The 19,941-nt window shown below is 71.0% G+C and carries 19 protein-coding genes; 14 read left to right on the top strand and 5 right to left on the bottom strand.

The window, feature by feature from the left end:
- Positions 1–143 precede the first annotated feature (143 nt).
- The 6 genes from OG214_RS02720 to OG214_RS02695 all read left to right on the top strand — a co-directional run bounded on the left by OG214_RS02720 (position 144) and on the right by OG214_RS02695 (position 5,252).
- On the top strand, positions 144–413 hold the full coding sequence (locus OG214_RS02720) for a DUF5133 domain-containing protein (protein ID WP_365901145.1): 270 nt from the start codon (positions 144–146) through the stop codon (positions 411–413).
- Between the two features lie 147 nt (positions 414–560).
- Complete coding sequence (locus tag OG214_RS02715) at positions 561–1,529, top strand: NADPH:quinone oxidoreductase family protein (protein ID WP_405983632.1); 969 nt, start codon at positions 561–563, stop codon at positions 1,527–1,529.
- A complete protein-coding gene (locus OG214_RS02710) occupies positions 1,526–2,719 on the top strand; it encodes an acyl-CoA dehydrogenase family protein (protein ID WP_405983631.1) in 1,194 nt (397 codons plus the stop codon). Before OG214_RS02715 ends, OG214_RS02710 begins: the two co-directional genes overlap by 4 nt.
- Positions 2,716–3,837, top strand: a complete 1,122-nt coding sequence (locus OG214_RS02705; protein ID WP_405983630.1) for an acyl-CoA dehydrogenase family protein — start codon at positions 2,716–2,718, stop codon at positions 3,835–3,837. Before OG214_RS02710 ends, OG214_RS02705 begins: the two co-directional genes overlap by 4 nt.
- 225 nt (positions 3,838–4,062) lie before the next feature.
- On the top strand, positions 4,063–4,929 hold the full coding sequence (locus OG214_RS02700) for a phosphatidylinositol-specific phospholipase C/glycerophosphodiester phosphodiesterase family protein (protein ID WP_405983629.1): 867 nt from the start codon (positions 4,063–4,065) through the stop codon (positions 4,927–4,929).
- A 128-nt stretch (positions 4,930–5,057) separates the two neighbouring features.
- A complete protein-coding gene (locus tag OG214_RS02695; protein ID WP_363082182.1) occupies positions 5,058–5,252 on the top strand; it encodes a hypothetical protein in 195 nt (64 codons plus the stop codon).
- A gap of 53 nt (positions 5,253–5,305) precedes the next feature.
- On the opposite strand, the gene OG214_RS02690 is transcribed toward OG214_RS02695, so the two are convergent.
- On the bottom strand, positions 5,306–5,677 hold the full coding sequence (locus OG214_RS02690; protein WP_405983628.1) for a DUF779 domain-containing protein: 372 nt from the start codon (positions 5,675–5,677) through the stop codon (positions 5,306–5,308).
- Positions 5,678–5,852: 175 nt separating this feature from the next.
- Positions 5,853–6,932, bottom strand: a complete 1,080-nt coding sequence (locus OG214_RS02685; RefSeq protein WP_405983627.1) for a hypothetical protein — start codon at positions 6,930–6,932, stop codon at positions 5,853–5,855.
- Between the two features lie 271 nt (positions 6,933–7,203).
- Between OG214_RS02685 and OG214_RS02680 the strand changes: the two genes are divergently transcribed.
- The 3 genes from OG214_RS02680 to OG214_RS02670 all read left to right on the top strand — a co-directional run bounded on the left by OG214_RS02680 (position 7,204) and on the right by OG214_RS02670 (position 9,325).
- Positions 7,204–7,635 (top strand): Asp23/Gls24 family envelope stress response protein, encoded by a 432-nt coding sequence (locus OG214_RS02680; RefSeq protein ID WP_363082180.1) that lies wholly within the window; start codon positions 7,204–7,206, stop codon positions 7,633–7,635.
- Between the two features lie 67 nt (positions 7,636–7,702).
- On the top strand, positions 7,703–8,344 hold the full coding sequence (locus OG214_RS02675) for a histone protein (RefSeq protein ID WP_363082179.1): 642 nt from the start codon (positions 7,703–7,705) through the stop codon (positions 8,342–8,344).
- Positions 8,345–8,350: 6 nt separating this feature from the next.
- The gene (locus OG214_RS02670) at positions 8,351–9,325 is read left to right on the top strand and encodes an SRPBCC family protein (protein ID WP_405983626.1); all 975 of its coding nucleotides are present in this window, start codon (positions 8,351–8,353) and stop codon (positions 9,323–9,325) included.
- Here the strand turns inward: OG214_RS02670 and OG214_RS02665 are convergent.
- Positions 9,315–10,886, bottom strand: coding sequence for a GMC family oxidoreductase (locus OG214_RS02665; protein WP_405983625.1), 1,572 nt, complete (start codon positions 10,884–10,886; stop codon positions 9,315–9,317). The two genes, OG214_RS02670 and OG214_RS02665, sit on opposite strands and share 11 nt — an antisense overlap.
- Before the next feature lie 335 nt (positions 10,887–11,221).
- On the opposite strand from OG214_RS02665, the gene OG214_RS02660 reads away from it, so the two are divergent.
- From OG214_RS02660 to OG214_RS02640, 5 genes are all read left to right on the top strand, one after another.
- Positions 11,222–12,469 carry a hypothetical protein gene (locus OG214_RS02660; protein ID WP_405983624.1) on the top strand — a complete coding sequence of 416 codons (1,248 nt, stop codon included), beginning with the start codon at positions 11,222–11,224 and terminating at the stop codon, positions 12,467–12,469.
- A complete protein-coding gene (locus OG214_RS02655; protein ID WP_405983623.1) occupies positions 12,466–13,821 on the top strand; it encodes a coproporphyrinogen-III oxidase family protein in 1,356 nt (451 codons plus the stop codon). Before OG214_RS02660 ends, OG214_RS02655 begins: the two co-directional genes overlap by 4 nt.
- A complete protein-coding gene (locus OG214_RS02650) occupies positions 13,818–15,218 on the top strand; it encodes a phenylacetate--CoA ligase family protein (RefSeq protein WP_405983622.1) in 1,401 nt (466 codons plus the stop codon). Before OG214_RS02655 ends, OG214_RS02650 begins: the two co-directional genes overlap by 4 nt.
- A complete protein-coding gene (locus OG214_RS02645) occupies positions 15,215–16,084 on the top strand; it encodes a hypothetical protein (protein ID WP_363082173.1) in 870 nt (289 codons plus the stop codon). Before OG214_RS02650 ends, OG214_RS02645 begins: the two co-directional genes overlap by 4 nt.
- Before the next feature lie 205 nt (positions 16,085–16,289).
- The gene (locus OG214_RS02640) at positions 16,290–17,099 is read left to right on the top strand and encodes a hypothetical protein (RefSeq protein WP_405983621.1); all 810 of its coding nucleotides are present in this window, start codon (positions 16,290–16,292) and stop codon (positions 17,097–17,099) included.
- On the opposite strand, the gene OG214_RS02635 is transcribed toward OG214_RS02640, so the two are convergent.
- Together OG214_RS02635 and OG214_RS02630 are read right to left on the bottom strand one after the other, a co-directional pair.
- Positions 17,071–18,264, bottom strand: a complete 1,194-nt coding sequence (locus tag OG214_RS02635) for an aminotransferase class V-fold PLP-dependent enzyme (RefSeq protein WP_405983620.1) — start codon at positions 18,262–18,264, stop codon at positions 17,071–17,073. The genes OG214_RS02640 and OG214_RS02635 overlap by 29 nt on opposite strands.
- A 172-nt stretch (positions 18,265–18,436) precedes the next feature.
- On the bottom strand, positions 18,437–19,696 hold the full coding sequence (locus OG214_RS02630; protein WP_405983619.1) for a DegT/DnrJ/EryC1/StrS family aminotransferase: 1,260 nt from the start codon (positions 19,694–19,696) through the stop codon (positions 18,437–18,439).
- Between the last annotated feature and the right edge of the window lie 245 nt (positions 19,697–19,941).

Raw genomic sequence — 19,941 nt, 5'->3', positions numbered from 1 at the left:
CGCTCCCGGCGCACCGGTGGCATGGCTCGGCATCGCTTCCGTCAGGGCCGCCGGACCTCGCCGAGCGGATGCGGGGCGGCGGGGGGAGAATGGCCTCCAGGGGACTGGTCTCGCGCTGCGCGCGATGACGGGAGGTGGTGGACATGCTGCTGCCGGACAGACATCTGGTCGCTGATCTGCTGGCCCGTTACCGGGCCTGGGAAAGGCTCGTCCTCGCCGACCCGCTCGACGAGACCACCCGGGGGCGGTTCGAGGACGTCGCGTACACCCTCTGTGTGCTCATGGGGCAGCGCACCGCGCGTGAGGCGATCTGGCACGCCGAGGCGTATCTGCGCAGGACCCGGCCCGTTCCGATCTTCCCCGACCGAACGGAGCCCGTCCGCCGGGGAGTTCACGAGATCAGCGCGGAGTGACCGGCGCGGACCGCGTCGCGATCCCGGTCGGTCCGTGGCACACCCAGGTGGGTCCATGGCCCTCACACCGCATGCGGTTCACACGGTGGCAAGCGACCGCTTAGTATGCGATCCAGTGCGGTACCGCCCATCGTGTGGAGGCCCTGAATGCAAGCATGGCGAGTACACCGGAACGGAGAGCCGGGCGAGGTGATGCGGCTCGAAGAGGCGGAGCGCCCCGAGCCCGCCGACGGCCAGGTGGCACTGCGGGTCCGGGCCGCGAACATCAACTTCCCGGACGCTCTGCTGTGCCGCGGCGAGTACCAGGTACGGCCGCCGCTGCCCTTCACACCCGGCGTGGAGATCTGCGGGGAGACCGAGGACGGACGGCGGGTCATCGCCACTCCCGCCCTGCCGTACGGCGGACTGTCCGAGTACGCCGTCGCCGACGAGTCCGCGGTCTTCGCCGCGCCCGAGGCGCTGGACGACGCCGAGGCGGCGGCCCTGCACGTCGGCTATCAGACGGGCTGGTTCGGACTGCACCGACGGGCGCGACTGCGGGCGGGGGAGACCCTGCTGGTCCACGCGGCGGCCGGCGGGGTCGGCAGCGCCGCCGTACAGCTCGGAAAGGCCGCGGGAGCCACCGTCATCGGGGTCGTCGGAGGCCAGGACAAGGCCCGGGTGGCCCTGGAACTGGGCTGTGACCTGGTGATCGACCGTCGTACGGACGACCTCGTCGCGGCCGTCAAGGAGGCCACCGGCGGCCGGGGCGCGGATGTGGTGTACGACCCGGTGGGCGGCGAGGCCTTCACCAGGTCCACCAAGTGTGTCGCCTTCGAGGGCCGAATCGTGGTCGTGGGCTTCGCGAGCGGCACCATCCCCACTCCCGCCCTCGGTCACGCGCTGGTGAAGAACTACTCGATCATGGGCCTGCACTGGGGGCTGTACACCGGCAAGGACCCGGCGGCGGTGGCCGCCTGCCACGAGGAGCTGACCGCGCTCGTGGCCCGGGGCGCGATCAAGCCGCTCATCAGTGAGCGGGTGCCGATGAAGAGCGCGGCCGACGCCGTCCAGCGGGTCGCCGACGGCAGTACCACCGGCCGGGTCGTCGTCCTTCCGGAAGGCGCGCCCCGATGAGCGACGCCGCCCAACTGCGCTCCCTCACAAGGAAGCTGCTCGCCGACCACCCGCCGGCCGGCACCGACCGCACCGACTTCCTCAAGGCACGCTTCGACGCCGGACTCGCCTGGGTCCACTGCCCGGTGGGGCTCGGCGGACTCGACGCGCCGCGCTCCCTCCAGGGCGTCGTGGACGCCGAGTTGGCCGCGGCGGGCGCGCCCGACAACGATCCGCGGCGGATCGGTATCGGTCTCGGCATGGCCGCGCCGACGATCCTGCGCTACGGCACCCGGGAACAGAAGGAGCGCTTCCTGCGGCCCCTGTGGACCGGCGAGGAGGTGTGGTGCCAGCTCTTCAGCGAGCCGGGCGCGGGCTCGGACCTCGCCGCGCTCGCCACCCGCGCCGTACGCGAGGGCGGCTCCGCCTCCGGCGACTGGATCGTCAACGGCCAGAAGGTGTGGACGTCCAGCGCGCATCTCGCCCGCTGGGCCATCCTCATCGCCCGTACCGATCCCGATCTGCCCAAACACCGGGGCATCACCTACTTCCTCTGCGACATGACCGATCCGGGTGTCGAGGTGCGGCCCCTGCGCCAGATCACCGGTGAGGCCGAGTTCAACGAGGTCTTCCTCACCGATGTGCGGATCCCCGACGCGCACCGGCTCGGCGAGGTGGGCGAGGGCTGGAAGGTCGCCAGGACCACACTGATGAACGAGCGGGTCTCCATCGGCGGTGCCCCGCTCCCGCGCGAGGGCGGCATGATCGGTCCGGTCGCCAGGACCTGGCGCGAGCGGCCGGGACTGCGCACCCACGAACTGCGCCAGCGGCTGCTCACACTCTGGGTGGAGGCCGAGGTGGCCCGGCTCACCGGGGAGCGGCTGCGCCAGTCGCTCGTCGCGGGACAGCCGGGTCCCGAAGGCAGCGGACTGAAGCTCGCGTTCGCCGGGCTCAACCAGGAGATCAGCGGACTTGAGGTGGAACTCCTCGGCGAGGAAGGCCTGTTGTACTCCGACTGGACCATGCGCAGGCCCGAGCTGGTCGACTTCACCGGACGCGACGCCGGTTACCGCTATCTGCGTGCCAAGGGCAATTCGATCGAGGGCGGTACGAGCGAGGTGCTGCTGAACATCGTCGCGGAGCGGGTCCTCGGTCTTCCCGCCGAACCCCGCGACGACAAGGACGTCCCCTGGAAGGACCTGACACGATGACACCGCCGCCCAGCGGACCCGAGGCCACCCCCGATCTGCTCTACTCCGACGTCGAGGACGATCTGCGCGCGGCCGTACGGTCCCTGCTCACCGACCGCCGCGATGTGCCGGCGGCGCTCCTGCGCGCCGAGTCCGGAGATCCTTACGACCCCGCGCTGTGGACCTCGCTCACCGCCGGGATCGGTGTGTCGGGGCTGCTGGTCCCCGAGAAGCTCGGCGGCCAGGGCGCGGGCCCGCGCGAAGCCGCCGTCGTACTGGAGGAGCTGGGCCGGAGCGTCACGGCGGCGCCGTATCTGACCAGTTCGGTGATCGCGACCGAGACGCTGCTCGCCTGCGACGGAGAGAGCACGGAGAGCACCGATGTCGCGGGGCTGCTCACCGCGCTCGCCCACGGCCACCGGGTCGCGGTGCTCGCCGTACCGCTCACCACCGCCCCGGACGGACCGCTGCCCGTCGGCGCGGGGACCATCACCGGTGTCGCCGACGCGCGGCGGGCCGATGTCCTGCTGGTGCTGGAGGAGGACGGACTGTACGCGGTCGAGACGGCCTCACCCGGCGTCGTCGTCGAGCCGCTGACCCCGCTCGATCTGACCCGTCCGCTCGCCGCGGTCACCGTCGACGCCACCGCGGGTCTGCGGATCGCCGCACCGCCCGTGGCGGAGGCCGCCGTACGCCGCGGACTGCTGGCCGGGGCCGGGCTGCTCGCCTCCGAGCAGCTCGGAATCGCCGAATGGTGCCTGGAGGAGACCGTCGCGCACACCCGCGAGAGGCATCAGTTCAACCGTCCCGTCGGATCCTTCCAGGCGCTCAAGCACCGGATGGCACAGCTCTGGCTGGAGGTCGTCTCCGCCCGCGCCGCCGCCCGCAACGCGGCCGACGCGCTGGCCACCGGCAGCTCCGAGGCACCGCTCGCGGTGGCCCTCGCCCAGGCGTACTGCGCACGGGTCGCCGTCCACGCGGCCGAGGAGTGCGTCCAGCTCCACGGCGGGACCGGGATGACATGGGAGCACCCCGCGCATCTCGCCCTCAAGCGCGCCAAGTCCGATGAGCTCGCGCTGGGTTCACCGGGCCGCCACAAGGAGACGCTGGCCGCGCTCGTGGATCTGCCGGGGCCCTGATAGCGCCGGCACCGCCCGGTATCCGGGCGACCGCGGCCGGGAACGGTGGACCGACACCGACACCGACACCGACACCGGCACCAGGACCGGTGGACCGGCTCGGGGCCGGCTGAACCACAGGTGGCGCGGTGACGAACTCTGCGGCGGACGGCCCCGGTCGGGACCCGCCAGGGCGGATACTCGCCTGGTCCGCGCCCCACCGCGTCCACCGGAGGCATCAGCATCATGGCCCTCACCACCCGCCGCAGAGCCGTCAGCACGCTCGCCGCCGCGCTCGCGGGAGCCGTCGCGGCTCCCGCGTACGCGCAGGCCACCCCGCGTACACAGGTCGGCCGGAAACCCCTGCCGCTGCGTCAGGCACACGCCCACAACGACTATCTGCACCCTCGCCCGCTTCTTGACGCCCTGTCACACGGCTTCACGAGTGTGGAGGCGGATGTCTTCCTGGTGGACGGTGAACTCCTCGTCGCCCATGAGCCCGCCGCTCTCGACCCGACCCGTACCCTCGCGGGGCTCTACCTCGATCCGCTGCTCGCGCGTGTACGGGCCAACCACGGCTCCGTGTACCGGGGTTGCCACCGTCCGGTGCAACTGCTCATCGACATCAAGACGGACGGCGTCGCCGCCTACGACGAACTCCACCGCCAACTGACCTCGTACCGCTCCATGCTGAGCACCTATACGCACGGCTCCGTGCGCCTCGGCGCGGTCACCCCGGTGATATCGGGCGATCGGGCGGCCCGGGTGCCGATGGAGGCGCAGCGGGTGCGGTACGCGTTCTACGACGGACGGCTGGAGGACCTCGGGACCACCGCCCCCGCCTCCTTCGTACCGCTGATCAGCAGCAATTGGACCCAGAGCTTCGGCTGGCAGGGCGTGGGCGCCTTCCCCGCGGCCGAACGCGCCGAACTGCGCCGTATCGTCTCCGCCGCCCATGGCCGCGGCCGGCGGGTGCGGTTCTGGGCGACTCCGGATCTCGCGGGTCCCGAACGGGACGCCGTCTGGGCCGAACTGCTCGCCGCCGGGGTCGACCATCTCAATACGGACGACCTTGCGGGTCTCGAACGTTTCCTGCGCACGCGCCGTCCCTGAGGGTTGTCCGGGATCACCCGAGGTCAACCACCCGTACGGCGGACACGCCAGTCGGGGGTACGGGCCTCCTCCTCCGCCACACTGGCGGCCGAATGCCGCGATTCCGGTGCGGCGGAGGAGGTTTGTCGATGGCCATTTCGATCTCAGTGGTGTTGCTTCTGGTGATCCTCGCGGTGATCTTCGTACGCAACGGCGGACTGAAGTTCTCGCACGCCGCGGTCTGCGTCCTGCTCGGGTTCTTCCTCTCGGGCACGAGCATGGCGCCGACCATCGCGAACGGGATCTCCGCCACGGCCGGGGTGGTCAGCAGCCTCAGACCGTGACGGCGACCGGGGGCGTTCCAGCGGCCGGGGGTGTTCCGGCGGGCGGGGGCGGTCTACGTTCCCAACAGCCTTGAACGGATCAGGAAGCGCACCCCCTCGGGCGCCTCCAGGGAGAAGCCGCTGCCGCGTCCCTTCACCACATCGACGATGAGCCGGGTGTGGCTCCACACCTCGTACTGGCTCACCGACATCCAGAAGGGCACCGGCTCGGCGACGCCCTCGATCTCCAGGGACTGGAGCAGCACATCCGAAGCACCCGTGCGGAACTCGCCGTCCGGGAAGCACATCGGCGCGCTGCCGTCGCAGCAGCCGCCCGACTGGTGGAACATCAGCGGCCCGTGGTCCGTCCGCAGCCGCCGGATCAGGTCGGCGGCAGCGGGGGTCAACTCCACGCGTGGCTCTTGAGGGGGAGCCTGCTCGGTCATGGTTCCTCCAGCGCGATCGGACCGGACGGAGCTTGAGACAACCCCACGGAACGTTGCGAGGCGGTTGCACGCGGGGTCCGGCGGTCAAGCGTGAAAGACCACGGGTCCCCTGATAAGAGACCGGTGGTCTTCCGGTCCGGTTCACCCCCCCGGTCTGTCGGCCCACTGGGCGCCGTCAGCCCACCTGGCGCCGATGCGCCGTACGGCGCCGGGCCGTCCTGGACGACCGTGTCTCACTGTCCTTCCGCTCAGGGGTGCTCACTTCGGGTGCCCTGACCTCTCTGCGGCCACGCTTCCTCACCGTGTCTCCGACGACTTCACCGGCCGTGTCGCCGACGTCCTCGACGGTCTCCCGGGCGCCGCGTCCCGCGCCCTCGACCGCTTCGCCCGCCCCGCGCCCCACGTGTCCGACCGTCTCACCGGCCCCCCGTCCTACGTCCTCGACGGCTCCACCGGCCCCTTGCCCCACGTCCTCGACGGTTTCCCGGACGCCCTGGCCCACGCCCTCGACCGCTTCGCTGGCCCCCCGTCCCACGTCCTCGACGGCTTTGCCCGCGCCGCGTCCCACCTTGTCGACCGCTCCGCCGGCCCCGTGCCCCACCTTGTCGACCGCTCCGCCGGCCCCGTGCCCCACCTCTTCGACCGCTCCGCCGGCCCCGTGCCCCACCTCTTCGACCGCTTCGCCGGCGCCTCGGCCCACATGCTCGACCGCGCCGCCGGCTCCGCGTCCCACATCCTCGACGGCCCGGCCCGCGCCATGGCCCAGTTCGCCGACGGCATGACGGGCACCCGTTCCGACCTCCTCGACGGCCGCACCCACACCTCGCGTCAACTCGCCCAGAATCTCGGGGTGCCGGTCGATCGTCGTCAGTACGCGATTGACGATGGCGGCCACATTGCCGAGGCGGACCTCCAGACGGGCCTGTGCCTCCACGCCCTTGATGCCGAGTTGCACCCTGCCGAGTTCCACATCGGCGCCCACCTGCAGCTTGAGCAGATCAAGGACCTCGGCCCGCAGCGACACCCGTGCGGAGAGGTCCTCGACCTCAAGATTGATCTCCTCGATGTTCAGCACCGGGACATCGAGGTAGACGTCCGGGTTGCGCTGGTCGACCATTTCGTCCCCGAGCGCTTCGTACCCCGCCGTCTCGTCGTCGGCCGTCTCGTCGCCGTCAGGCAGCGCGACCTCGTCCCTCGGGTCCTCCTCGGCTTCGAGGCCGCCATACCCGGCATCGGCGTTTTCGGCGTCGTCCATGGTGTCCGCACATCCTCAACGATTCGGCCCCGTAAGCAATTGTCGGCTCCACCGGGGCCCGGCGCAATCGATGTCCGGCGCTCGGAAAAGGACGTACAGTCATGATCATTTCTCATGGCGTCACTCGAATGGCGTCACTACGACATGCCGGGCAGAGTGGAGAGAAGAGGCAGCGCCGTGAGGGGTGACTCTCCGGTCGAGCACTCCATTTTCGCTTACCTCATCAAGGTACTGGTGTGCGGAACCTCATTGCGGGAAGGGGCGTCCCCTGATGGCAACCAATGAAGCCACTATGGCGGGTAGCAAGGAAAGCACGGTCAAGGGAAAGACCACGGTCGCCGACTCGGTCGTCGCGTCCATCGCGGGCATCGCGGCCCGTGAGTCATCCGGTGTCTATGCCATGGGCGGAGGAGTATCCCGCACCCTGGGAGCCGTGCGCGGCAAGATGCCCGGCTCGGACGACTCCGCCGGACGTGGCGTGCAGGTAGAGGTCGGAGAGAAGCAGACGGCGATCGATCTGGGCATCGTCGTCGAATACGGCACACCGATCACCGAGACCGCCGGCAGCATTCGGTCGAATGTCTCCGAAGCCGTGGAGAGCATGACCGGACTGGACGTGGTCGAGGTGAACATCGGTGTTCTCGACGTACATGTGCCCGGAGCCGACGACGAGTCCGAGGGCGAATCGTCACGCGTGCAGTGAGGCGGGCGCCGCCCGGCGAGGCGGGCACCGGCCTTATCCGAACAATGTGATCAAAGGTGGCACAGTCATGGATCGGAGAACCAAAGTGGCCGTTGCTTCTGCGGTGCTGGGCGGCTATGTGCTCGGCCGTACGAAGAAAGGCCGGCTTGCCCTGACCGTCGCGACATTTGTGGCGGGCAAGGGCCTCGGCCTCGATCCGAAGCGACTGGTCACCGAGGGAGTACAGCGCCTGGGCGAGATTCCGCAGGTCGCGCAGTTGCAGGAGCAGGTGCGCGAGGAAGGGATCGACGCGGCGCGCGGCGCGCTCTCGGCCGTGGTCGATCGGGGTGTGGGCTCGCTGAGCGACTCGATCAGCAGCCGCGCCGTCAATCTCGGTGGGAAACAGAAGGAGCCGGACGAGGACGAGATGGAGGAAGAGGAAGAAGGGGCGGAGGAACCGGAAGGCGAGTACGAGGGCGAGTACGAGGACGAGGAATCCGGGGAGGAGACGGAGGACGAGCCGCCCCCGGGCCGCCACCGTACCCGCGAATCCGATGAACTCCGGCGCAAGAAGCGTCAGTCGGGCGGGGCCCCGGGGAAGAGCGCCTCCCGAGCGGCGAAGAAGCCGGCGGCGGGCAAGGGCGCTCCGGCGGGGAGGGACTCCAGGAAGACAGCCTCACCGAGGAAGAGAGCGACCAACACTTCCACACGTGACAGCCGTCGGAGGTAGGCAGCCATGGTGAAGACAGCGGAGAAGGTCCGCGACGCCGGAAGTTCGGTCGCCGGTCGGGTGCGCGGAGAGATCACACATTTCGTCGGTATGCAACTGGAGCACGCCGCGGGGAAGGCGGCGGAGAAGCTCAGCGAGAAAGTGTCAGGAGTCACCGAAAAGCTCACACAAGTCGCGGAGAACGGGGGACAGTTGCCCGCCATCGGCTCCCGTATCCTGCATGGCGAATCGCCGCTGAAGGCATTCCTGAGCGAGAAGGCGAAGAGCGTGAAGGACAGTGTCGTCGGGCGGGTGAAGGGTCTCTTCGGCGGAGGTGGCGGCGGGAAGGCCGGTGACACGAAGGTCACGAACATCGTTGAATTCATCGATGTGGGAGTACCGGTCCGCACCGCCTATGACCACTGGACGCAGTACGAGAAGTTCAGCGGTTTCACCAAGGGCGTCAGAAGTGTCTCGATGAGCGATGACGTGACAAGCGACTGGCGGGTCAAGGTCGGTCCTTCGACACGGAGCTTCAAGGCCACCGTTCAGGAGCAGATACCCGACGACCGTATCGTGTGGAACTCGGAAGGTGCCAAGGGATCGACCCACGGTGCCGTCAGTTTTCATGAACTGGCTCCGAATCTGACCCGGATCGCCGTCGTCGTCGAGTACTACCCCTCAGGGTTCTTCGAGAAGACGGGCAATCTCTGGCGTGCTCAGGGCCGTCGGCTCCGTCTCGACGTCAAGCACTTCCAGCGGTACGTGACGCTCACCGACGAGGATCCCGAGGGCTGGCGCGGCGAAATCAGGGACGGCGAAGTCCTCCGTACGCATGAAGAGGCGATGGAGGAGGAAGCCGCGGAGGACGACACGGAACTCGACGAAGCCGGTGAGGCGGACGACGAGGAAGAAGGCACGGAGGCCGGGTCCGAGTACGACGACGAGGAAGAGGACGAAGAAGAGGAAGAGCGGGCCGCGGACGAACCCGTCAGGAAATGACCTCGGTCTGTCCCTTGACGAGGGTCTCTCCCTTGATGAGAGCCGCCGCGCGTTCGGCGATGGCGTAGACGCCCGCGTTCGTGTTGGAACACACGATGGAGGGCATGACGGAAGCGTCCGCGACGCGGAGCCCGGTGACCCCGCGCACCCGGAGCTCGGGATCCACCACGGCGGTGGTCCCGTCCGGTCCGATCCGGCAGGTGCCCACGTAGTGGTAGTAGACCAGCAGGCTCCTGCCGAGATAGTCACGGACGGCGTCCTCGTCGTCCGTGATCCCCGGGCCCGGCAGCACCTCTTCGTCCCGCCACGCACCCAGCGCGTCCGCCGCGCCGATCCGACGGGCAACGCGCAGACCGGTCGTCATCGTCTCGATGTCGCGGCTGTCCCCGAGGTAGTCCGGGTCCACCAGGGGCGCCGTTCCGGCCTCCGCGCTCGCGAGACGTACCGATCCGCGGCTCTGGGGATTCACCGCCGAGAAGGCGATCGTGTAGCCGTTCTCGGGCCCTGGCAGTGACGGGGCACGGTAGGGCAGGCTCGCAAAGAGGATCTGCAGATCAGGCACGGCCAGGTCGGCACCGGCACCGGCACCGGTCCGTACCGTCCCCATGGCTTCCCCCGGGGGATTGCCCATGTTCCGCGGGACCGCCCGCCTGGCGGTGTAGGTGACGGTCGACATGGGGTGGTCGTGCAGATTGGCTCCCACACCCGGCAGGTCGAGCACCACATCCACCCCCACCGCGCGCAGATGGTCCGCCGGTCCGATCCCCGACAGCAGCAGGAGCTGTGCGGAACCGATCGTGCCCGCCGTGACCACGACCTCCTCGGCGCACTCCACGGAGCGGGTCTCACCGTCCTTCGCGTACTCGACCCCACGGCAGCGGCCGTCGGCCACCACCAGGCGCAGTACGAGGGCATCGGTCACCACATCGAGGTTCGCCCGGCTCATCGCCGGCCTGAGATAGGCGTCGGCCGCGCTCTGGCGGGCGCCGTCCGCGATGTTGTTGTCGCACCAGCCGAAACCCGTCTCCACGCCCCCACTGATGTCGTCCGCGCGCGCGTGCCCGGTCTCCACCGCCGCGTCGACACACGCGGCCACCAGGGGATGGGGCTCGACCGGAGGCCCTACCGTCAGCGGCCCGTCCTGGCCGCGCAGCGCGGGATCGTGTCCCCCGGCCGTTTCGCTCCGCCGCATGTACGGCAGGAGGTCGTCGAATCCCCACCCCGTGGCGCCCTGCTCCGGCCATACGTCATAGCTGGAGCGATGCCCGCGGATGAAGTTCAGCCCGTTGATGCTGGAGGAACCACCGAGCCCCCGCCCCCGGGGCGTCGGGATCGCCGTCCCCGTCGACGTCTGTACGACCGTCGTACCGCCCCAGTCGGCCGTACTCCCCATCAGCGCCGGCCAGGCACCCGGCACCGCCATCAGCTCCAGAGGATCCCGGGCACCGGCCTCCAGCAGGAGCACCCGGACGTTCTCGTTCTCCGTCAGCCGGGTGGCGAGCACACATCCGGCCGTCCCCGCGCCGACGACGACATAGTCATAACTCATGGTCGAACCCATCGGTCCGCTCCTTCCCTCATACCCTCCATCAGGCCATTTCGGATACGGATCCGCATGCCGGGGATATGGCAGGACGCGGGGAAGTGGTGATCGCCGCCGAAGCCCCATCCGAAACACCGGCCACGGCCGTCGCGAATTTAAAGCCCTCCGCTCAATGCCTGGTGTCCGGCAGGGAAGCCCGTTACGCTGAGCGGCCGGACGGCGGCCCAGGGGGGAAGTCATCATGGCCGGACTGATTCATGGCTGGCGGTAACGCCCATATCGGCAATGTGGCCGAGTACAATCGTCAATTCTTTCCGGCGCAATTCCGCAGCGATCATTTGCGGTCGTGGGACATGGAAGGTCATCACTACGCCGGGCTCGCGTTGTTCTATTCGGCCGATCCCGGTCCGGTCTTTCTGCCGTTGCGTTTCGACCGTTCCTGGCTCGACATGCAGCGCAGGTATCTGCACTGGCCCCGGATATCGGTCCACTGGACCGCCGGTGAGCCCGGGGTGTCCGATGTGCTCGCCGCCGATCCGGCGACGGTGGCCGCGTTGCGCACCGCCCTGGACGCGCCCGGCGGGGGCCGTCTGCTGGCATGGGGCGAGACGGCCGGGACGGAGCGGCTGCGCGCCGCCGTGTCCGGTCCCGCGGCCCCGGGCGGCGGACCGGCCCGGCGGCACGGACAGGCGTCCTTCGAGTCCAAGCGCGAGGCACACCGCCGTTTCTCCGAGTGCGCGCGGGGCCGGCCGGAGATCCTGATCCCCCGTCAGGAGGTCTACGACGACGCGGAGACCGCGGCGACGGCGCTCGCCGCACGGGCCGAGGCCGGCACGGGTCCGGTGATGCTCAAGTCGGACTTCGGCGTCGGAGGCTTCGGGACCCGGCTGGTCCGGCCCGACGAGATCCCCACCCAGGACGGTATGTGGGCCCTGCTGCGCGCGCTGACCGACGACGACGCGATCTTCGGCGTCCTGCCCCTGCTCGTCGAGGAGTATGTCGAACCGCACCCGCTCCACTGCCAGCTCACCTACGACGGCGAGATCACCGGTGACGGCGTCGCCGACCGGGGGACCGCGCTGATGCATGTGACGGGCACCCACTACCGCGGGGCCACCACCGGGCCCGGCGCACTGCCCGAGCCGCTGCGCCGGTCGGTGACGGACTTCGGCCGCGCGGTCGGCGCGATGCTGGCGGCCGAGGGCTACCGGGGCTGGTTCGACGTCGACTTCGTACGGGCGCGCGACGGGCGGCTCGCGCCGACCGAGATCAACGCCCGCCGCACCGGCCCCTGTGTCGCCATGGCCATCGCCGCGAACCTCGGAGCGTCGTCCGGCCGGCCGGTGGTCGTCCGGACCGAGGACACCCTGCCCCTGCCGAGGGCGATCCCGGAGGAACGTCTGCACGCGCGGTTCGAGACCGTGGCGCGTGTCCTCGCCGGCCGGGGCATCGCCTTCGTCCCGACCCTCGTGACGGCGTCCTCGGAGAAGGTCCCGTACGCGGGGTTCGCCCTGGCCGGCACGTCGATACCCGAGGTGGACGCGGCGATGCGGCATGTCGTGCGTCTGATGAGCGGATCTGCCGAGGAGGACGAAGCATGAGCACAGACCCGGACCTGAGCGGTCCGCTCGCGAGGGAATGCGAGTACATCACCTACTTTCCCGTGAACATCCGCCCCTTCACCCCGGCGGATCTGACGGCCCGGCCGACCGACGGCTCGGCAGGCTTCGGGATCTATCTGCATGTCCCGTTGTGCGATCAGATCTGCCCGTTCTGCAACTACAACAAGTTCCTCAGCGGCACACACCCGGACCGGCTGGGCGGTCTGCTGGAACAGGAGATCGCGCTGTACGGGAACGTCGTCTCGCCGCACGTGGACCGGGCGGACTTCGTCTACTTCGGCGGCGGCACCCCGTCGGTGCTGTCCGCCGCCCGTGTCGGTTCGCTGCTCGCCCGGCTCGGGGAGAGGTTCGATCTCGAAGCCGCCGAAGTCTGTCTGGAATGCCATCCCGCGCACGCCACGGCCGAGTATCTGACCGCGCTGCGCGAGGCGGGGGTGAACCGGATCAGCTTCGGCGTACAGAGCTTCGACGCCCGTATGCTCACGGCCATCGGCTCCCATCACACCGCGGACGACTCGGCGGCCTGTGTGCCCGCCGCCCGGAGGGCCGGCTTCGACAACGTCGCCATCGATCTGATGTTCCTGCTCCCCGGCCAGGACATGGACTCCTGGTCGGCGGATCTGGACCGGGCCGTGCGTACCGGCGCCGACCACATCAGTACATACCGGATGCTGCTGGACCCGATGGGGCCGCTCGGCCGGGGCATCCGGCTCGGGCGTACCGTCCCCCAGGCCGGTGAGGAGACCGAGGTCCGGATGGCGCAGACGGCGCTGGACACCCTCGCCGTCGCCGGATACCGGCACTACGGCTCGTGCAGCAGCGCGGGCTTCGACCTCTGTCTGCCGGGCCGTGAGTCGGTGTACGAGCTGAGGCACCGGGCTGCGCCCCAGTGCGAGTACGCGGCGATCGGTCCGGGCGCGGTCGGATTCCTCAACGGCTCGGTGTACTGGAACATCCACACCCTCGGCGAGTACGCCCGTACGGTCGCCGGCGGCGCCCCGCCCGTACTCGCCGGACGTACCCTGACCGACTCCGACCGCCGCTCGCGCTACGCCGTGCTCGGCGTCAAACACCTCGAACTGCCCCTGGCGCCCTTCCACGAGCGGTTCGGCCGTACGCTGCGCGAGGCGTTCCCGGACACACTGGATCTGCTGGCGGCGGGTGGTCTCACCGAGGAGAGCGGGGAGACACTGCGGATCACACCGCGGGGTGTGCACTACATGGACACGATCTCCAAGGCGTTCTTCAACGCGGACAACCACCGCTTCCCCCAGCCCTACAAGCCGGAGTTGCAGATGATGTCCGTCGACCTCCACGGCAGCCCGGCATGAGCACCGGGGACGGAGCGCCGCTCGCCAGCAGACCTGAGCACACACTGCGCGCCGCGGCACACCGCGCGGCACAGGCATCCCCGCACTACCGCGATCTGCCGGCCGGCGGCAACGGCAACGGCAGCGGTAGCGGCAACGACAGCGATGTCGACGGCGATGGCGATGGCGATGGCGGCGCGGACGCCCGCGCGAGCTGGGCGGACACCCCGTTCACCAGCGCGGCCGACCTGCTGCGCGGCGGTCCGCGGATGGCCGCGCGGACGGGCGTCACCGCGTACGCGAGCAGTGGCACCGGCGGGTCCGCCAAGCCGGCCTTCTTCACGGCTCGCGACCGCGCGGCGACGGTCCGCAGGACCGCCGCAGGTCTGGTCGCCTGCGGTGTCGACCCGGGCGACACACTGGTCGTGGCACACGGCTTCGGCATCTGGCTGATCGGACCCGACTTCACCTCGGCCGGTGAGGAACTGGGGCTACGGGTGGTGCCGGTCGGCAAGGGGCCGGGTATCGCGCACACGCTCGCGCTCCTGCGTGAGCTGGGCGCGGATGTCATCGCGACCTCTCCCGGATACGCCCAGCGGCTCGCCGCCCTCGTCGGCCCCGGGAACGCGGCCGAGGCGCTGGGCACCCGGATGCTGCTGCTGTCGGGCGAGACGGTCTCCGGCCGGCTGCGCGCGTCGATGCGGCGGTCCTGGGGGCTCGAAGCGGTCCACAGCTTCTACGGATCGGCCGAACTCGGCCATCTCGGCTGCGATCCGGCCGCCGACGGCTCGATCGCCCTCACCTCGGACCTGGCGTACGAGGTGCTGACCGCGCACGGGCCCGCCGCGTTACGGGAGGGCACCACCGGTGAACTGGTCGTCACCACGCTGTTCCAGGAAGGCATGCCACTGGTGCGCTACCGCACGGGCGATCTGGTACGGCTGACCCGGGTCGGACAGGAGGGCCCGGTGATTCCACTGGAGGTACGGGTCCTGGGCCGGATCGCGGAGTCCGCCGTGCTGGAGTCCGGCGAGAAGCTCTGGGCGTGGCAGGTGGAAGAGGCAGTGGTCGGCGCCGAGGGGATCACCGACTTCCGGGCGTATGTCGACGAAGTCCCCATGGAACGGCAGTGGTTCACCACCGGCGACCGGCTGTCGGTACGGGTCGCCACCCAGCACGACCGGCCGCTCACCCCCGAGGCGGTGCGGCGGCTGATCGCCGGGCTGCGCGAGATGTCCCTGGACATGTCGGCGGCGGTCGGCTCCGTCGAGATCGAGCTGGAGTGGTGCGCGTACGACGACCTCGTGGCCGACGACGGTCCGGGCAAGCCGCGCCGGCTCGTCGACCGCCGCGACGGGTTTCCGGCCCCCGTAGAGGCCCCCGGCGAGGCTCCGGCAGAGGCGGGCGGCGCGCGGTGAGCGCGGCCCGTGAACTGCGGGTCGGCCTCATGACCGGGGAGAAGGCGGTGCCGCTGCTGGCCGCCGCGCACACCGGAGCCTTCGCCCGCCGTGGGCTCGCGGTGCGTCTCACCCTGGTCACCGGCGCGGCGGAGCGCGACGCGGCCTTCCTGGCCGGGGAGTTCGACGTCGCCCTGATGAACCTCGTCAGTGTGCTGCGTATCCATATGACCGCCACCGCCATGCGGATCATGACCAATCTGCTGGACCGGCCGGGGGAGGGCGGGATGTTCCGGCTGCTCGCGGCCCCGGCCGAGCCACGGGCGCGGCCGGTCCTCGCCGTCTCGCGCGGAACGATCGCCGACTTCAGCGCCTTCTTCCTGCTGGGCCTGCTCGACCGCGGCTGGGAGGAGGTCACCGTCGTGGACATCCAGGACATCACCGCCCGTGGCCGGGCCCTTGTGGGCGGCGCCGTGGACTGGGCCGTCCTGCCGGAGCCCGCGGGTTCCTGGTGTGTGAGCCGCGGCTGTACGGTGCTGGCCACCGACCGTACGCTCACCCCGCCCGGACCGACCCTGTGCACGGCCGCCGGGGAGCGGGCGCCCGGAGCCGGGACGGCCGCGGCCTTTCTCGCCGCGTGCCGCGACGGAGCCGCCGCTGTGGCGGCCTCTCCCGGTCTCGCCCACGAGGTGCTGACCGCCGCCGGCATAGAGACGGACGACCGGTGGTCACCGCCGCCGTACCGCATCGGCGGACTGCCCACCGTGGCGGACGTCGCGGCGGTCCTGGAGTGGATGGACTCCACCGCACCCGGCCCGGCGGGGCGGGCCCGGCCGACGGCGCCCGGCCGCTCCGCGCGCGACATCCACCACGCCCTGGTCGGCTGACCTCCTGCTCGATGACGGGATGCGCGGCGGAGCGCGCCCCGGTACGAGTCGGCCGGGCTCGGCCCGACCTGGCCCGGCTCGGCCCGACCTGGCCCGGCTCGGCCCTCCGGCCCGGATCGGCTCGAACTGCCCCGGCTCGGCTCGGGCTGGCCCGGACCGTCGTGTGCCATGCTGGTGCGCCCATCGGCCGGGGGAGGACGACCGGATGAACACGCCCGCCACACCAGCCACACCCGTCCCGTCGCCACAAGATCTCGCCGGGCGGCCGGTCGCCGCGTTGCGGGTGACGGCCAAGGCACTGCGTACGGCCCCCGCCGCCGAACACACCGCGATCCTCGGCCGGCTGGCCGCGTCCGCCGTCCCGGAGGCGCGCTGTGTCGCCGGATACGCCGCCGCCTGGTTCGTACTCCGTCACCAGGACGACGACGCCCGGTCGCTGGTCGATCCGCTGGTGGGCGACGGAGACTGGACGGTGCGTGAGGCCGCCACCTTCGGCGTGCGGGAGGCACTCGTCGCGGACGCCGGACGCGTTCTGCCGCTGGTGCGCCGCTGGGCGGCCGAGGGCCGCGGCGATCGCGAGCACCGCGCGTTTCTCGTCGTGGCCCGCCAGCCGAAGCGGCAGACGCCGTCCGTGGTCGAGGAACTGATCCGGCTGCTGCGTGTGCCGCTCGCCGACGACGCGCCCTATGTACGCAAGAACGTGCCCTTCTGTCTGCGCTATCTCGCCCGCACCCACCCGCACGTCCTCGCACCCGCGCTCCGCGAATGGTCCGCGGCGGACGACCGCTGGCTGTCGCGCGCCTGTGTCACGGCGCTCACCGGCGAACTGCTCGCCGCCGAGCCGCACACCGCCGCCGATGTCGCCCGCCGGCTGCGGCGCTCCGGCGACGACTGGACGGTCCGGCGGCTGCCCGCCCTCCAGGAACCGCCGGTACCGACCGCGACGGTTGGCGTCCCCCTCGACTCCTCCCCGAGTGGTGTCCCCCTCAACTCCCCTTCCCCAGGCGCGGAATGATGTGCCGGAGCAGGTCCCGGCGTTCCATCACCTCCACGAACCGGCGGACATCCTCCTCGTCGCTGTAGGCGTGGAAGGACACACGCAGCCAGTCCAGCCAGGAACCGGTCAGTACGTCCTCCTCGGCCAGCGACCGCCGTACGGCGACGATGTCGTCGACCGGGACGCACAGCATCGCGCCCGCACTCCGCAGCGGCGGGGGCGTGCGCGGTCCGGACGCCCCCGCCAGCGCCTCGGCGGCGCCGGCCACCAGGGCCCGGACATGGCGCTCCACCGCGGCCCCGTCCCAGGACAGCACCTGCTCCAGACCTGCTCGGGCGGCCGACGCGCACAGCAGCGACGGCAGCCCCGAGTCGAAGCGGGCCGCGTCCGGCCGGCGCCGTACCGCCGAGCGGGCCGTGGTGAACCGCTCCGCGGCGCCGAGCCAGCCGACCGCCAGCGGCCGGGCCCGCTCCAGCAGCAGGTCGCCGCAGTACGTCAGGGTGAAACCGCCCGCCGAGCCGAGCAGATACTTCATACAGCCCGAGGTCCACGCGTCGACCCCGCTCGCCGTGACGTCCACACCGATCACACCTGCCTGGTGGTAGCCGTCGACCACGCACAGGCTCCCCACCGCGTGGCACATGTCCGCCACCTCCGCCAGCGGAAGTTCGTACCGGCCGTTGTGATGGACCCCGCTGACGACGACGGCCGCCACCCGCTCGGTCAGCACCTCGGAGAGGGCGGCGAGCGCGGCGTCCGTACCGCCCCGGCCTCCGTCGGGCGCGGACAGCAGTCGTACCCGGGCACCCAGCCGGCGGGTGCTCAGCGCGATATCGCCCAGGGTGGGGAAGTCGTCCTCGAACAGCACGAGTTCGGGCCGCTCCCGGTAGTCCAGCGCCGTCGTCAGCGCGGCGACGGCCGACGAGACGGAGCTGCCGACGAACACCTGCTCGGGTGCGCAGCCGACGAGCCGGGCGAAGGCGCCGCGCGCCGCCTCCATCTCCTCCAGCCACAGGTCCCAGCGCGCGCCTCCCTCGTCCCACTCGTCCAGGAAGCGGGCGACGGCGGTCCGGACCGGCCCGCCCAGCGCGCCCTTGCTCGCCGAGTCGAGATAGGTACGCCGCTGCACCAGCGGGAAGTCCGCGCGGTCCACGAGCGCGGCACGGCCCGTGAGCGGGGACACCGTGGACCCGGCCGGGGCAACCGGAGCAACCGGAGCGATGGGTACGACGGGGACGACGGGAGGGACGGGAGGGACGGGGACGACGGGTCTCCCGCCCTCGTCCGCGGCGGTCACGGCCGCGCCCCGACGACGCGGTGGACGGGCCCACCGTGCGGGACGGGCGCGTCAGGGGTCAGCCCTGGTCCTCCTCCGCGAGAGCGGCCGTCAGCCGGGCCGCGATCCATCTCGCGTCCGCCGCCGACACCCCTGGGTGCACCGGCAGCGCCAGCAGCCGGTGCCAGACCGCCTCGGCGTGCACGGGCCTTTCCGGCACCCTGCACACCGACGCCAGGAAGGCGTGCCGCGACAGCGGCGCGTAGTAGGAACCGGTCACGATCCCGGCGCGGCGCAGCCGCTCCGCCACACGGTCGCGCGGACCGTGGCCGCCTGGACCGTGGCCGTCCGGACCCGCCGTCAACTGGATCTGGTAGAGATACCAACTGTGCTCCTCCGTGGAAGTCCGGTGGGGCAGTTCGACGCCGGGCAGCCCGGCGAGGGCGTCGTCGTAGATCCGTACGACGTCCCGGCGGGCCCGCTGCAGCTCCGGCAGCCGGGCCAACTGAGCGCGGCCCACGGCGGCGTGCACATCGCTGAGGTTGTACTTCCAGCCCGCGGCGACCGCTTCGTAGGAGGCCGCCGTGGCCGGGAGCGCGGGGTCCCAGGAGAAGCGCAGTCCGTGCCGGGCCAGCAGCCGGGCGCGGTCGACGATCTCCGCGGGACCGGTCAGGGCGCCGCCCTCGACGGATGTGAGGTTCTTCGTGGCGTAGAAGCTGAAACAGGACACATCCGCCTCACCGGCGATGTGCCGGCCGCCGGTCCGGGTGTCGACGGCGTGCGCGGCGTCCGCCACCAGCCGCAGGGAATGGCGGTCCGCGATGTCCCGCAGGGCCGTCATGTCGCAGGCGGCGCCGCCCATATGGATGGGGACGACGGCCCGGGTGCGGGGGGTCACCGCCGCCGCCACGGCGGCGGGGCTGATGTTCAGGGTCCGCGGATCGACGTCGACGAGCACCGGGACCGCGCCGACGGCCAGTACGGCGTTGACGGTGGCCGGGAAGGTCAGAACGGAGGTGATCACCTCATCACCCGAGCCGACGCCCAGACACAGCAGGGCCAGATGCAGAGCGGCGGTGCACGAGTTCACCGCGAGGACCGGCCCGGTACCGAAGTGTCCGGCCAGTTCCTTCTCGAAGAGCGCGGTCTCCGGGCCGGTGGTGAGGCCACCCGAGCCTAGTACGCGCGCGACGGCCGCGAGTTCGGCCTCCCCGACACCGTGCCCGGTCACGGGGACAAGGCGGCCGGGAGGCGACGGGGCCGCGCCGTCGTTGTCGCCGACGCCGTGATGTGACCGATACGCCCGGTCGTCCTCGTCGCTCTGTGAAGCGTGCGGCACCGTGCGTCTCCCCACCCCGAGAGCCCTCTTCCCGCGTGGGGGACCGGTGAGTACCCCCCCAGTACCAGTGAGCACCCCAAGTACCCCAGTATCCGGGCAGCCTACGCCGATCGGTCGTCAGCGAGGGGAGTTTCGCTGTTGTTTGATCCGATTGTCTGATGGGTATGCCCCACCTCTCCTCATCTCTCCCGAGTTCACATGGCTTTCCCCACTTCATCGCTTCGGTCCTCCCCGCTCGCTCCTCC

Origin of the sequence: Streptomyces sp. NBC_00872 (genome assembly GCF_045161915.1) — a bacterium.
In the GTDB taxonomy this organism is placed as follows: Bacteria; Actinomycetota; Actinomycetes; order Streptomycetales; family Streptomycetaceae; genus Streptomyces.
This window is presented reverse-complemented; position numbering and strand designations above follow the sequence as displayed.